A 13092-nucleotide genomic window follows, 5' to 3' on the forward strand; every position below is an offset into this window, starting at 1 on the left:
TCCCGAAAACCTCCGCAATCCGGCCCACTCCGCCACCAGTACGACCCGATCCGAAGCCCAAAGTGTGGACATTGTCCACACTCAAATTTCGTTGGTTTAGAGTCTTTTTTGCTCAGCTGCAAGAGCGGCTTCAGAATCCGAGAACGACGGGACGCCACAAAAGAGCAGGACGGTCGTCCGGCCCTTTCGCCATTATCACGGACCCCCGTAGCCACCGCCACATTCCTCTTCAGTCATCTCATTCACCGAGCGACGAGGCACATGACGGGGCCAGGAATCCGCCAAAACGGCAAGCGCGCAGACCCGGTGGCTGGCGCCTGATGAGATAGGAGTCAATCAACCGGGCGGTGGCGTCGAGCGAGACATCGTTTGGTACCTTCTCGAGGAGATCAATGCCGGTGGTGCCGCGTCTACTTCACCTCATCAGCCACCGAACTGCGGACCGGTCGAACTTGGCCGTATGCCAGAAAGCATTGTGGGGGTGCTTCGCATTGAGTCAGCCGATGGGCCGTCGGCAGCGGCCGGTTGCTGAGGGCCGGAGGAAAGCCGTCACCGGGTACTAGGCGGTCTTCTCCAGGTTTACTGACTGGACGTTCTCGCGTTCCTCCAAGGCTCCGGTTACTGAGGCTGTGAGGCTGTTGGCGATGTGGGTCCGGGCGAGTTCGGCGGCGCCGGCGCCGTCCCCGGCAACGACGAGCTCAAGTATCTGGTGATGCTGGTTAAGGTCGATGGTCCGGGGCTCATCGCCCGAGGGAAGTTCCAGGCCAAGGCGGCGGTAGCGGTCGGACTTGTCCCACAGGTCATCGAGGAGCTTGATCATGACGTCGTTGTGCGAGGCAGCGTAGACGGCCCGGTGGAATTCCCGGTGCACCGTGATCGCGTCCTCGCCCCAGACCCGGGTGACAGGCAGGAGCTTCTCGGCTGCTGAGCGCATTGCGGTGATATCGGCGTCAGTCCGGCGGGAGGCTGCCAGTTCAGTTGCCGACGGCTCCAGAGAGAGACGGACCTCCAGCAGCTCACGAGCCTCCGAAGCACTCACGTCAGCCACACGGGAATCCCGGTGGGTGTCCATGATGATTAGGCCCTCGCTTGAGAGCCGGCGGATCGCCTCCCGCAGGGGGGTAATGCTCATGTGCATGTTGTCGGCCAGTTCGTACTGCGAGACACGCGAGCCCGGGGCCAGGCCGCCGGAGAGGATCAGCTGGCGGAGTTCGTTATACGCCAGACTGCCCTTGCTGGAAAAGACGTTCGTGGTGCTCATCTGTTGCTCCGAATCTCTCACCGAGGCGGCGCCCCGTTGTTCACAGTCTACTGCCTTCGGGACATCTTATAAGAAATTCCCACAGAAGACTTGTGCTCCCCGTCACCCCCGGGCTAACCTTGATCCCAAGGTCTTATAAGATATTTGCTAGAAGGGCTTGTGCCCCTCGTCACCTCGGGTTAGCTTTTGATCCGAATCTTATAAGAAATAAGATACCTACCCAGGAGAGATTCAAAGATGAAAATCGTTTCCGCCCACGTCGGCACCATCCCCATCAGTTCCTCAATCCGGAACGCGTTCATTGACTTCACCAAGATGGACTGCACGATCATCGCGCTCGTCTCCGATGTGTTCGTCGACGGAAAGCCCCTGGTTGGCTATGGCTTCAACTCCAACGGCCGCTACAACGCGACAGGCATCCTGAAGGACCGCATCCTTCCGCGCATCATGGATGCCCCGTCCGAGGACCTTCTGGATGAGGACGGCCAGCTCTCCCCGGAGAAGGCCTGGGACCTGATGATGTCCAACGAGAAGCCCGGCGGACACGGCGAACGCTCAGTCGCCGTCGGCGTCGCAGACATGGCCCTGCACGACCTCGCCGCCAAGATCGCCGGCGTCCCGCTCTACCGGTGGATCTCGGATCACTACGGTGACGGCAACCCGGACAAGGATGTCTTCGTCTACGCAGCCGGCGGCTACTACGCTCCCGGCAAGAGCCTCGAGGACCTGCAGGACGAAATGCGCGGCTTCCTCGCCAAGGGCTACAACGTGGTCAAAATGAAGATCGGCGGCGCCGACCTCGCCGAAGACCTCCGCCGCATCGAAGCCGTGATCGAGGTCCTCGACGGCGACGCTTCCCGCCTGATGGTGGACGTCAACGGCAAGTTCGACCTTGAGACCGCGCTGGAATACGGCAAAGCCATCGACCAGTACGGGCTGTTCTGGTACGAGGAAGTCGGCGACCCGCTGGACTACGCCCTGAACGCCACCCTCTCCGAGCACTACAGAAACCCGATCGCAACCGGAGAGAACCTGTTCTCCCTCCAGGACGCACGGAATCTGGTTCGCTATGGCGGGATGCGCCCGGACCGCGACTTCATCCAGGTCGACCCGGCCCTTAGCTACGGCCTGACCGAATACCGCCGGATCCAGGACATGCTCGCCCAGCACGGCTGGTCCTCACGCCGCTGCATCCCGCACGGCGGACACCAGTTCTCCCTGCACATCGCAGCAGCACTGAAGCTTGGCGGCAACGAGTCCTACCCGGGCGAGTTCCAGCCCACCGGCGGTTTCACCGACGACGCTGTCATCGTCAACAGCCGCGTGGCCCCGGGCGACCTGCCGGGCATCGGGCTCGAAGGCAAGGCCGAGTTCTACAAGGTCCTGCGCGCACTGCACAACTAACCACTGCGGTAGTGCCACGGTCCCGGGCAGCATCACTGCCCGGGGCCGCACCTCCTCCCCTTTTTCTCTGTCTGTCGTGCAAAGGAGCACCCAAGATGTCGTCCCACACCATGCAGAACCCGCAACATTCCGCACCAACCAAGCAGCGGTCCCGGTTCGGCCGGCTGATCCGCGAACTCTGGTTCCAAGTTGTCCTGGGCGCCGTCCTGGGCATCGCCGTCGGGCTGCTTCTTCCGTCCGTCGGTAAACAGCTCACCCCGCTCAGCGACTGGTTCATCGCCCTGGTGAAGATGATCGTCATCCCTGTGGTGTTCTGCGTGGTGTCCCTGGGCATTGCCTCGATGGACAGCCTCCGCAAAGCCGGCCGGATCGGAGTGAAGGCACTGGGCTACTTCCTAGCCCTGTCGCTGGTGTCGATGCTGATCGGATTGGTCGTCGCCAACGTCTTCCGCCCCGGCGAAGGCATGAACATTGACCCATCACAGCTGGACTCCAGCAAGGTTCCCGCAGCCGCCAACAAAGGCTTCGACGGTCTCGAGTTCGTCAGCAACATCATCCCCGAATCACTGTTCGGTGCCCTGACCGGCCACACCATCATCGCCGCACTGATGGTCTCCATCATCTTCGGTGCCGCCATGAACGTCTCCGGCGAAGCCGGCGCGTTCCTCACCAAGGGCATCCAGGCACTCTCCACCGTGATCTTCAAGATCGTCAGCTGGGTCATGCGCCTCGCCCCCATCGGCACGTTCGGTGCACTGGCAGCCGTGGTGGCCAACTACGGCACCCAAAGCCTGCAGCAGCTCGGATACCTCGTCCTGCTGTTCACCGCGACCTGCATCCTCTACGTCCTCGTGGTTCTGGGCATTATCGCCCAGACCTGCGGGCTGAACATCTTCACGGTGATGCGCTACTTCAAGGCAGAGCTGCTGATTGCCCTGAGCACCTGCTCCAGCGAAGCGGTCCTGCCGCAGCTGATCAAGAAGCTCGAAGCCATGGGCGTCGGCAAGTCCACCGTCGGGATCGTGATCCCGTCCGGGTTCTCCTTCAACCTCGACGGATCCGCCGTCTACCTGACCATGGCCTCCGTGTTCCTGGCTCAGGCCGTCGGCATGGACCTCTCCTGGGAACAGCAGCTCGTCATGGTCGGCGTCATGATGCTCACCAGCAAGGGCACCGCCGGTATCGCAGGCGGCGCGTTCATCGTCCTGGCCAGCACCCTGAGCTCCGTCGGCGGCATCCCGCTCGCCGCTCTCGCCCTCATCGTCGGCATCGACCGGCTCCTGAACGAAGGCCGGGTGTTCATCAACGTCCTGGGCAACGTCATGGCAGCCGTGGTCGTCGGCAAATGGGAAAAGGACTACGACCCGGAACAGGCTCGCAAAGCCCTGCACGCCCATGGCCCGAAGAAGATCGAACTCGAAGCAAAGACACCGGCCGCCGCGGAAGCAGACAAGGTCGACGCCCACTAACACCGCATCAGGCAGGGCCGCCGCACACCGCGGCGGCCCTGACCCGCATGAACCCCAAACTGACACTCTTCTGCAGCACATCCCCGCCATCACATGAGGAAAATACCCGCACCATGGCCGCCCGCATCCTGATCACTACCGACTACCTCCACCCCGGAGACTCCGTTGACCAGCTCCTGCGCGAACGCGGTCTGGAACCGGTCTACTCGCCATCCCGGGGGCCACGGACCCTGGAGGAACGCCGCTCGCTGTTCGAGGGCATCTCCGGCGCGATCCTCGCCAGCGAACCGGTCACCGCCGACATGCTCACCGGCGCCGCCTCCCTGAAAGTCATCGCCCGCAGCGGAGTGGGCTACGACTCCATAGACGTACAGGCCGCGGCCGCCCACGGAATCAGGGTCTGCAACGCGCCAGGAACAAACCACCACTCCGTCGCCGAACTGACCATCGGACTGATCATCATGACCGCACGCCACCTCGGCGAGGTCACCACCGCCGTCCGGAAAGGCCACTGGCCCCGGGAAGCCGGCCACGAACTGCGTGGCTCCACCCTGGGCATCATCGGCTACGGCCCCAGCGGACGCGCCACTGCCAGCCTGGGGGTCGCCCTCGGCATGACCGTCCTGGTCAGCACCGCCTACCCCGACCCCGACAACACCGCGGTCCAGTTCGCCGACCTCGACACCGTCATCCGCGACGCTGACTACCTCTCCCTGCACACCCGCTCAGGCCAGGGCACAGGCCCGGTTATCGACAGGACCCGGCTGAACACGATGAAACCCACCGCAGTCCTCATCAACACCGCCCGCGGCTCACTCGTGGACGAAGAAGCCCTGGCCAAGGCACTTAACAACGGCACCATCGCCGGCGCCGCCCTGGACGTACTCGAGAGCGAACCCCTGCCCGGCGACAGCCCCCTCCGGGGCCTGGACAACCTGCTCATCACCTCCCACCTCGCCGGACAAACGACCGAAGCCCGGACACGGGCCGGCATTGCAGCCGCGCACGCCGTCATCGACGTCCTCGAAAACCGTCAACCGGCACACCCCGTCGACCATTAACCCCACACACCAACACAGACGAAGAAGGACCCTCATGTCGAAACACCACCGCATCGCAGTCATTCCCGGCGACGGAATCGGCACCGAAGTCGTGCCCGAAGGGCTCCGCGTCCTGGACGCCTCAGCCTCAGCCTTCGACCTCAACCTCACCTACGAACAATTCGACTACGCCTCGGCCGACTACTACACCCGCCACGGGAAAATGCTGCCCGACGAATGGTTCGAGGAACTAGACCAGTTCGATTCCATCTTCTTCGGCGCCGTCGGCTGGCCCGACGTCGTCCCAGACCACATCTCGCTGTGGGGCAGCCTCCTACAGTTCCGCCGCCACTTCGACCAGTACGTCAGCCTCCGCCCCGTCAAACTCCTGCCCGGCGTGCCAAGCCCACTGACCGGCCGGGACCCGGGCGACGTCGACTTCTACGTCGTGCGCGAAAACACCGAAGGCGAATACTCCAGCATCGGAGGCAAGATTTTCGAAGGAAACGACCGCGAAACCGTCATCCAGGAAACCGTCATGACCCGCACCGGCGTAGACCGGATCCTCAAATACGCCTTCGACCTCGCCCAGAGTCGGCCCAAGAAACACCTGACCTCCGCCACCAAGAGCAACGGCATCTCCATCACCATGCCCTACTGGGACGAACGCGTCCAGGAAATGGCCAAACACTTCAGCGACGTCAACGTAGACAAGTACCACATCGACATCCTGGCCGCGAACTTTGTCATGCACCCCGACTGGTTCGACGTCGTCGTCGCCAGCAACCTCTTCGGCGACATCCTCTCCGACCTCGGACCGGCCTGCACCGGAACCATAGGCATCGCCCCCAGCGGCAACATCAACCCCGAACGCAAATTCCCCAGCCTCTTCGAACCCGTCCACGGCTCCGCCCCCGACATCGCCGGCAAAGGCATCGCCAACCCCATCGGGCAAATCTGGTGCGCCGCAATGATGCTCGAACACCTGGGAGAACCCGAAGCCGCAGCCGCCATCACCACCGCCATGGAAACCGTCCTTGCCCGCGGACCCGAAGCGCTCACACCCGACATGGGCGGCAACGCCACCACAGAAACACTGGGCAAAGCAGTCGCATCGGCCCTGACCGCTCCATGACCAGAGCAACCGACCCCGGCAACCGGCACGCACCCGCCTACGGCGAGCGGATCATGCTCCGCCAATACATCCATTGGCGCCGGCTGATCGGAACGACCGTCCAGATCCGCCAGCACGGCCACATCATCCGCACCGGAACCATCGATGATGCCATGGCAGACTCCACAGCGCTCTGGATCGCAGGCGACGCCACCCAACCACGCACCATGTACGAAGCCGCACACGGGATCGAGGTGTGGGCGGACCCGGAAGAAGCCGAAGACGGCCTCTGCTACCGGATGACATCCACAGCACCATCACACAACTGACTTAGCCGGAGACCCATGACGCACCCCATTTACATACCCCAAAGCACCGAAGCCACCTCCTACTCCAGCCCAGAATTAAGTGACGCGCTCCCGGCCTTCATCCCCGAACGAAACATCCCCGCCGAAATTGCCCGTTCGTGGCTTTTGGTGAACGCAATGAAGCCCGAGCTTTTTGACGTCTCGGCCATGTCGCGCGCGGACTCGATCATCCTGGACATCGAAGATGCCGTGGACCCCTCGCAGAAGGACACCGCCCGCGAGCACGTGGTCAACTGGCTGACTGCCGGCGGCCGGGCCTGGGTCCGGATCAATGACGCCACCAGCCCGTTCTGGGCTGCGGACCTCGCCGGGCTGCGCGGCACCCCGGGCCTGCTCGGCGTCATGCTGGCCAAGACCGAGTCCGCGGACCAGGTCACGGAGAGCTTCCACCGCATGGACGGCAGGACCCCCGTGATTGCGCTGGTCGAGTCCGCCGTCGGCATCGAGGAAGCCAACAACATCGCCAAGGCCCAGGGCGCGTTCCGCCTGGCCTTCGGTTCCGGCGATTTCCGCCGCGACACCGGCATGGCCGCCACCGCCGAAGCCATGGCCTACCCGCGGGCCAAGCTGGTTGTTGCCAGCCGCGTGGGCAACCTCCCGGGCCCCATCGACGGCCCCACCGTGGGCACCAATCACCCGATCCTGCGCGAGCAGACCGGCATCACCGTAATGATGGGCATGACCGGCAAGCTCTGCCTGGCCATCGACCAGACCCACGTCATCAACGAAGTCATCAGCCCCACGCCGTCCGACGTCGCCTGGGCCACGGACTTCATGGCCGACTTCGAAGCCAACGGCCGCGTCATCCGCGACGGCTCCGACCTGCCCCGCCTGGGCCGCGCCGAAAAGATCATGAAGCTCGCCGTAGCCTTCGGGGTGCAGCCGGCGCTCTAATGCCCGCGCACTCCGCGGGTCGGCGTGGGGGCCAATGGTGAAGAAACACGCCCTTCGGCACGACCGCGCACTGCCGTAATCAGAAACCCCTATCAGGAAGAGAACACGAATGGCCTACGCAAACTACCGATACGAAGGTCAGAATTTCATCGGCGAAGTTCACGGCGACCACCTCATCCCGTTGGCCGGGCTCACCGACGTCGGACCGGAAACATCCGCAAGCGTCCTTGTCAGTGCCGCCCGCCTGACCGAAGCACGGGTTCCCCTGTCCGAAATCACCCTGCGCGCTGCGTCACCACGGGCCGGAAAGATCCTCTGCGTAGGCCGGAACTACAAAGACCATGCAGACGAGGCCAACACGGCCACCTTTCCCGTTCTCTTTCCCAAGTACACATCCACCCTCATCGGACCCGCCGACGACATCATCCTGCCCCCGGAATCCACCCAGGCCGACTTCGAAGGTGAACTCGCCGTCATCATCGGCAAAACGGGCCGCCGCATCACCGAACAGGACGCCATGGACCACATCCTTGGCTATTGCGTCTCCAACGACGTCACCATGCGCGACTACCAAAACAAATCCCACCAATGGTTGCAGGGCAAAATCTGGGACAACACCACGCCGCTAGGCCCTAGCATTGTGACCCCGGCAGAAACCGACATCAGCAAAGCCGGTATCAGCACAACCCTCAACGGAGAGGTTGTACAAAAATCCGACCTCTCGCACCTGATCTTCAGCATCCCCACCCTCATCGCCACCCTCTCCGAGTTCACCACTCTTAAACCCGGAGACGTTATCCTCACGGGCACGCCAGCCGGGGTTGGATACCGCCGAGACCCCCAACTGTTCCTCAAAGACGGCGACACCATCACCGTGACCGTGGAAGGAGTCGGCAGCATCACCAACACCGTCCGGGCAGAAGCCACCTGACGCTAACCGGTATCCAGAAGCAACGCACCGCTGTCTTGGAAATCAACAGCTTTCAAGACACTGCCCTGGGACTGTCGGTAGCTCCTCTGTCAAGCGGGTGCTGTCTAAATAACCGTGAATCCACAGTTGGCCTGTCACGCCGGGCGTTGCCTGGCGGGTAGGACTGATCATGAGCGACACCATGGATCCCATGGCGACTGATGTGGATCAGCAAGAGTTAGCGCAGCCGCTCATGGCCCCCGGAAGAGAGTCCGGATCCCCCACACCTTCACCCTGTCGACGGACCGGACGCCACAGCCTCTGATACCCCAGAGATGTTCCCCGCTGAACCCGGAACGTCCACCGACACCGAATATCTAAGCCGCAAAGTCATGTCGCCTGAAACAGAGAACTGCATGAACGAGTGAGCCGGAACCCGGAGGAAGGGATAAAAAGGCGGGTCGAAGAGCCGGCCGTGGACAAGATGTGGACAATGTCCACACCCCCTTTGGCCGGACAAACGCGCGATCAGCGCACCCCGCCTGGCTCGCAGAAAGCAGCCAGCCGAGGAAGATCGTCGAAGAGAATTCGCCTTCGTCATGTCGTCACCACAACTCTTGGCCATGAATGAGTGAGGGCCAACAACTGGCCGCCGGTACAACCAGATAGGACGGCACATACCCCACATCCCAGCAAGCAGAGGGCCCGCCAGCAAGGACCCTGAACCCGCCATCCACACAACCGAACAGGCCACCGCGGCGCCAAGCACACACCGCGGACAGCGTCAGAGGGACCCGCGGAGGGTCAATGTCCACACATTAAAGCAAAAACCCCTCTGACGAGGGGTCATGCGTGCCCGAGGTGGGACTCGAACTGCATTCCAGCCCTTGCAAACACTGGCAGGCCCCGGAAACATGCGGAATCCGGCCCGATCCGACCCATGTACGATCCAGTCCGAAGCGTAAAGTGTGGACATTGTCCACACGCCCTTTCTGACAGATTTTGAGCAACCGAATACGACTGCCGCGCCCGCAACCAGGAGGCGCGACAGCTTTGTCTCGTGCTGGCTGGTCCCTCATGCCGGCGAGGCTGTTTGCTGGGCATGGCCGGGCCAGACGCGTTCCGCAAGGGAGAGGATCGGGGGGAGGGCCGGGTTGTCCGTGGTCCCCCGCCAGGCCATCCGCAGGTAGATGGGCAGCGTCTGGTCGAGCACCCGCAGAAAGCGCACGTGCGGATCGGTCACGTTGTCCGCCACGGAGGAGACTGTTAGCGAGCATCCCACCTCTGCTCCGACTAGCGCCATGGCGGTCCATGAGTCGGGCGCCCGCTGGACAATGTCAGGATCGAAGCCGGCTCCCAGGCTGAGCCTGCGCAGCCGGTCGCCCAGGACAGAACCCTCGTGCGGGGGCAGTGCCACGAACGGCTCGCCGGAAAGTTCCGCCATGCTGACTTCCTCTTGCAAGGCAAGCCTGTGGGATGCCGGGACGGCCATGACGAGGTGCTCCTCGACGATAATGCGGGACTGGACGCCCGCGGGCACGAAATCCCACCGTCCAAGGCTGATATCCACTTCGCTACGGAGAACGCGGGAGAGGGCCGGGAGCGCGAAGTCCTGGCTGTTCAGGCGGAATTCTATGCCGGGGTAAACCTTCCGGACCTCGCGGGCGAGCACTCCCACCAATACGTGGGTTGATGCACCGGCATAGGCGAGCTTGACTGTTCCCACTTCCCCGCGGCCGGCGGCGAGCGCACTGGCCTTGGCACGGTCCGCTGCAGCGAGGATCTCCTGCGCTGGTGCGACCAGGGCCGCTCCGGCCGCAGTCAACTGGACACTCCGTGTGCTCCGGATGAAGAGATCGGTACCGAAGTCGCGCTCCAGCTGTCGCACGATCCGGCTGACCGGCGGCTGCGCCAGGTGGAGCCGCTCGGCCGCCCGCCCAAAGTGCAGTTCGTCCGCCACGGCCAGGAACACTCGCAATTGTTGAATCTCCATAAATGGCATTCTTTCAGAAATTGCAATAATGCAACACTCAATAAGTATTGGACGCGCTGTAATGGCCGATGGGATAGTGAAAAAGATCCCCCTATGGAAGAGGACCCATGACACTGCAGAGCACCGTAGCTCCCCCCGCGCCGGGGGCTGCCCAGGACCGCCAACCGGCAGGCGTGCGCCGGGACGCCTTCGGTCGCGATGCCAGCGGGCCTCTGGCGGGAATCGTCATTGCCGACTTCAGTCGTGTGCTGGCCGGCCCCTACTGCACCATGCTTTTGGCGGACATGGGCGCCACCGTTATCAAGGTCGAGAGCCCATCCGGGGACGAAACACGTGAGTGGAAACCCCCGGTCTTCGAAGGCCAATCCACGTACTACCTCTCGATCAACCGCAACAAGCGGTCCATCGCATTGGACTTCGGCGCCGCCGGCGACATCGAAACCGCGCGCGACATCGCCGCGAGCGCCGACGTCGTCATCGAGAACTTCAAGCCCGGCGGGCTTGACCGCTTCGGCTTGGACTACGCGTCCATCGCGGAACTCAACCCCGCTGTAATCTACGCGTCCATCACCGGATTCGGCACCGCCGGAGGCGCAGCGCTGCCCGGCTACGATCTGCTCGTCCAAGCGATGTCCGGCCTTATGAGTCTCACCGGTGACCCGGAGTTCCCTGGATACCGCTCCGGCGTCGCGGTTTTCGATGTCATCACCGGACTCCACGCCGCTATCGGCGTCCTGTCCGCGCTGCACGAGCGGAGCCAGAGCGGCCGCGGCCAGCGCATCGAAGTGAACCTCATGTCCTCGGCCCTGTCCGGCATGGTCAACCAGACTGCGGGCTTCCTGCTCAGCGGCAACGTGCCCACCCGGATGGGTAACGAACACCCCAGCATCTACCCTTACGAGCCGCTCCCCACCGCTGATGGCGAGATCGTCCTGGCCATCGGGAATGACCGGCAGTTCCGGGCCTTATGCGGTGTTATGGGCGCGCCGCACCTCGCTACGGACCCGCGGTTTGGGACCCCGCCGGGCCGCAGCCACAACCGCGCAGCGCTGCGCCCCCTCCTGGTGGACCTGCTGGCCACACGGCCCGCTTCGGACTGGTTCGATATTTTCACCCAGGCAGGGCTGCCGTGCGCCCCGATCAACGATGTACGCGGCGGAATCGAATTCGCAGAGCGCATAGGGCTGGAACCGGTGGTGCAAGTGGGGGCCGGTGAAGGAGCCATCCCGGGTGTCCGCAACCCGATCACGTTCTCGGAGACGCCCGCCAGCTACGACCTCGTGCCGCCCGGCATCGACGCCGACCGCGGCGACATCCTCGGGTGGCTGGACTCGGCGCCACAACACTAGCCCTCCCCCGCAGCAGTCACCCAAAAACAACCAGAACCCGTCCACGGACCATCAAAAGGACTCATCATGACCACCACCACAACTACCCGTGCCGCCGCCACTTCGGACTACTTCCACCTCGACGAACAGCTCACCCCCGAAGAGACGGCGATCCGGGACAAGGTCCGCGACTTTGCCGAGAACCGGGTCCTGCCGATCATTAACGAGTACTGGGAAAGGGCCGAGTTCCCCGAGGAACTGCTGCCTGCGCTGGCTGACCTCGGCATCATCGGCACCTTCATCCAGGGCTACGGCTGCCCTGGAATGAGCCGGAAGGCTGCGGGCATGGTGGCCCGGGAGATGGCCAGGGCCGATGGAAGCATCAACACTTTCCTGGGCGTGCACTCCAACCTTTGCATGGGCGCACTGAACATGCTCGGCACCGATGAGCAGCGGCAGCGCTGGCTCCCAGACATGGCCAAGCTCAAGAAGACCGGCGCCTTCGCCTTGACCGAACCGGACCACGGGTCCGACTCGGTGGCCCTGGAAACCAGCGCAACCCGCGACGGCGACACCTGGGTAATCAACGGCCACAAGCGCTGGATCGGCAACGGCCACGCCGCCGATGTCATCGTGCTGTTTGCCCGCAACACTGAGGACGGCAAGGTCAACGCCTTCGTCGTCGAGAAGGACGCGGAGGGCAACCACCCGGAGGGCTACAACCCCACCGTCATCACCGGCAAAATCGGCAAGCGCGCCATCCTCCAGGCCGACATCATCATCGACAACATGCGGATCCAGGAAACGAACCGGCTGGAGAACTGCAGGTCCTTCGCGGACGTCTCCCGCGTGCTCCAGGCAACCCGCGGCGGCGCCGCCTGGGAAGCCGTAGGCCACGCCATGGCATGCTTCGAGATCGCCGTGGACTACGCCGCGAAACGTGAACAGTTCGGCAACCCGATCGCCGGGTACCAGCTGGTGCAACACCGCCTGGCGAACATGCTCAGCGAGCTCACGGCGATGCAACTGATGTGCAACCGCATGGCGGAACTTGCCGACCAGGGCCTCCTGACAAACGCCATGGCGTCCATGGTCAAGATGTCCACCTCCCAGAAGGGCAAATGGATCTGCAACGAGGCGCGTGAACTCCTTGCCGGCAACGGCCTGCTGCTCGAAAACCACGTCGCCCGCCACTTGACGGACATGGAAGTGGTCTCCACCTACGAGGGCACCGACTCCATCCAGGCACTGCTGGTAGGCCGCGACATCACCGGCATCTCAGCCTTCCGCTGACCGCACGCCTCCCCCATA

At 63.3% G+C, this 13092-nt stretch carries 11 protein-coding genes; 9 read left to right on the forward strand and 2 right to left on the reverse strand.

The window, feature by feature from the left end:
• Positions 1-559: 559 nt before the first annotated feature.
• Positions 560-1261, reverse strand: coding sequence for a GntR family transcriptional regulator (locus tag ASF98_RS21495; RefSeq protein ID WP_055806487.1), 702 nt, complete (start codon positions 1259-1261; stop codon positions 560-562).
• A 237-nt stretch (positions 1262-1498) separates the two neighbouring features.
• On the opposite strand from ASF98_RS21495, the gene ASF98_RS21500 reads away from it, so the two are divergent.
• From ASF98_RS21500 to ASF98_RS21530, 7 genes are all read left to right on the forward strand, one after another.
• Complete coding sequence (locus ASF98_RS21500; protein WP_055806490.1) at positions 1499-2665, forward strand: mandelate racemase/muconate lactonizing enzyme family protein; 1167 nt, start codon at positions 1499-1501, stop codon at positions 2663-2665.
• A 95-nt stretch (positions 2666-2760) separates the two neighbouring features.
• A complete protein-coding gene (locus tag ASF98_RS21505) occupies positions 2761-4134 on the forward strand; it encodes a cation:dicarboxylate symporter family transporter (RefSeq protein ID WP_082506991.1) in 1374 nt (457 codons plus the stop codon).
• Between the two features lie 113 nt (positions 4135-4247).
• Positions 4248-5195, forward strand: coding sequence for a phosphoglycerate dehydrogenase (locus ASF98_RS21510; RefSeq protein ID WP_055806493.1), 948 nt, complete (start codon positions 4248-4250; stop codon positions 5193-5195).
• Between the two features lie 34 nt (positions 5196-5229).
• On the forward strand, positions 5230-6309 hold the full coding sequence (locus tag ASF98_RS21515) for a tartrate dehydrogenase (RefSeq protein ID WP_055806496.1): 1080 nt from the start codon (positions 5230-5232) through the stop codon (positions 6307-6309).
• Positions 6306-6617 carry a hypothetical protein gene (locus ASF98_RS21520; RefSeq protein ID WP_055806499.1) on the forward strand — a complete coding sequence of 104 codons (312 nt, stop codon included), beginning with the start codon at positions 6306-6308 and terminating at the stop codon, positions 6615-6617. Before ASF98_RS21515 ends, ASF98_RS21520 begins: the two co-directional genes overlap by 4 nt.
• Before the next feature lie 15 nt (positions 6618-6632).
• Entirely contained in the window at positions 6633-7550 is a 918-nt protein-coding gene (locus tag ASF98_RS21525; RefSeq protein ID WP_235506112.1) for an HpcH/HpaI aldolase/citrate lyase family protein, read from the forward strand.
• Positions 7551-7659: 109 nt separating this feature from the next.
• Positions 7660-8481 (forward strand): fumarylacetoacetate hydrolase family protein, encoded by an 822-nt coding sequence (locus ASF98_RS21530; protein ID WP_055806502.1) that lies wholly within the window; start codon positions 7660-7662, stop codon positions 8479-8481.
• A 1054-nt stretch (positions 8482-9535) separates the two neighbouring features.
• Here the strand turns inward: ASF98_RS21530 and ASF98_RS21535 are convergent.
• Positions 9536-10453 (reverse strand): LysR substrate-binding domain-containing protein, encoded by a 918-nt coding sequence (locus tag ASF98_RS21535; protein WP_055806505.1) that lies wholly within the window; start codon positions 10451-10453, stop codon positions 9536-9538.
• A gap of 107 nt (positions 10454-10560) precedes the next feature.
• On the opposite strand from ASF98_RS21535, the gene ASF98_RS21540 reads away from it, so the two are divergent.
• Positions 10561-11802: a CaiB/BaiF CoA transferase family protein gene (locus ASF98_RS21540; RefSeq protein ID WP_082506992.1), complete on the forward strand. Its 1242-nt coding sequence runs from the start codon at positions 10561-10563 to the stop codon at positions 11800-11802.
• Positions 11803-11868: 66 nt separating this feature from the next.
• A complete protein-coding gene (locus tag ASF98_RS21545; RefSeq protein ID WP_055806508.1) occupies positions 11869-13074 on the forward strand; it encodes an acyl-CoA dehydrogenase family protein in 1206 nt (401 codons plus the stop codon).
• Positions 13075-13092 lie beyond the last annotated feature (18 nt).

Source organism: Arthrobacter sp. Leaf337, assembly GCF_001423745.1.
Classification (GTDB): domain Bacteria; phylum Actinomycetota; class Actinomycetes; order Actinomycetales; family Micrococcaceae; genus Arthrobacter.